Here is a 1,938-nt window from a genome sequence, read left to right as displayed (position 1 = left end):
CTTTTCGCCTCTTTATATCTTCCCCAATTATTTGCACCAGAACCGTTCGTTAACAAGATGTTATATGACATACACGAAAACCCAATTTCACATTTTCCTATACTGTGACAAGGTGTTTTTTTTTGGAAGGAATTTGTAACTTTTTAATAGAATAATTATGAAGATGATCAGATAATAAATTTTTACACATAAGGAGATAAGACTATGGCAAAAAACAAATTACTAAGAATGGACAATGTCGGCATCGTTGTAGAATCCCTTGATGACGCAATCTCTTTCTTCGAGGAGATTGGCTTGAACCTCGAAGGACGAGCCACTGTCGAAGGTGAATGGGCTGGTCGCGTAACCGGATTGGGTTCTCAGTGCGTAGAGATTGCTATGATGGTTACCCCAGATGGCCACAGCCGACTTGAACTTTCGCGATTTCTCACCCCACCTACTATATCAGATCACCGGACTGCTCCTGTAAACGCCCTCGGTTATCTACGCGTCATGTTCACCGTTGAAGACATTGACGAAATGGTATCCAGACTCACTAAGTATGGTGCTCAGCTCGTTGGCGAAGTGGTTCAGTACGAGGACTCTTATCGGCTCTGCTACATTCGTGGAATCGAAGGACTTCTAATCGGTTTGGCGGAACAACTCGGTAACAAATAAGTAAGTGACGTTTTATAAAAAGCCTTTACTGAAATATACATTACTGAAGTAAAAATATTTGAAGAAAATTCTTATTCAATAAAAAGGCACTTTTTTCGCTAGGCTGCTCGTCTTTGATGCACCGTCGTTTCATATACGACACCGAGAATGTCAAAGACCGTCATCTTTTTATACCGATGGGACTTACGTCCATTTTTCTTAAGCAGTTGATAGAGGCGGTGCAGTATGGTGATGAGTTCACTTGTCCCACTAGCCATTGCTTGAAACAGGAACGGAAAATAGTCTTTAATCATGTAAATCGCTCTGTATTCGCTCAGCTCTTGCTTCTTCTTTTTGAGCAGGAGTTGCCGCATTTGAAACATCGTAGATGAACAGAGGAGAATGCCTATCAGTTGTCCATATAGATGACACTCAAGGCGTTCTCTTTTGATATTTTTACATTTATCGATTTCAAAGAACGACTTCCATGTCTTAAACAAAATCTCATTCTGCCAACGTAGTGAATACAGAGGATGCACGTAGTCAGTGGACACTTCTTCTGGCGATGTATTCGTCATATACACATTCATACCCATCAAACGCTTGCTTTTATCTTTCATAATCATGCCTTTTTTCTTCTCACGGATTGCTTGGTTTTTCAGACGTGTTTGCATTTGAGTGTCTGTTAACCGATGGATGATGACACGTGCCCTGAGCTTCTGATTTTGGCCGATGTACGCCTCCGAAATCTCCATCGTCTCACCGTATGCTAACCTGCTCATCATGTGTGCCATATCGAGTTGAATGTATAATGCGTGTATTCAACTTCAAACGAGAAATATAGTAAGCCCCTTTGTCTTGAATGGCTTGTAAGTCACGTAAATCGAAATAGCCGAGGTCACGCAAGCACAAATCACGTGCTTTAACGGATTTAAGACAAATCGTACCGTATGTTTTATCATTGTTTTTCCCTGGACCAAGTTGTACGTTTAAAAATTGTCCACCTAGTAAATCGTATTCTAATTGAATTTTCACACCTGCGGTGTTACTACTTCCGCCTGAGCCTTGATAGTCGGTTGCGAACGTATCAGGTAGCTGAAAAACGGTGGCATCTAGAATACGAATACGTTCAAAGGCAGAAAACATGTGTGAAGAGAGCGATTGTGTCGCACATAGTTTTTGCGTTAAGAGCGAGGTAAATACTTCTCGAAGAAATGCGACAGCTTCGATATTAAAGCGTTGATTCAGTCCTTCTGGACTCATGAGTACACCTGTCGAAGCCTCTAAACGACTACATAATTG

Annotated in this window: 1 protein-coding gene and 1 pseudogene; one reads left to right on the top strand and one right to left on the bottom strand. The window is 41.2% G+C overall.

Annotated elements, in window-relative coordinates:
• Positions 1-204 precede the first annotated feature (204 nt).
• Entirely contained in the window at positions 205-657 is a 453-nt protein-coding gene (locus AWH49_RS15825; protein ID WP_018393205.1) for a VOC family protein, read from the top strand.
• Positions 658-755: 98 nt separating this feature from the next.
• Here AWH49_RS15825 and AWH49_RS15820 read toward each other — a convergent pair.
• Positions 756-1,938: pseudogene (locus AWH49_RS15820) on the bottom strand (IS4 family transposase); the annotation flags it as partial.

Source organism: Domibacillus aminovorans, assembly GCF_001643235.1.
In the GTDB taxonomy this organism is placed as follows: Bacteria; Bacillota; Bacilli; order Bacillales; family Domibacillaceae; genus Domibacillus; species Domibacillus aminovorans.
The sequence above is the reverse complement of the archived record's forward strand: the minus strand, read 5'-3'. Positions and strand labels throughout refer to the sequence as shown.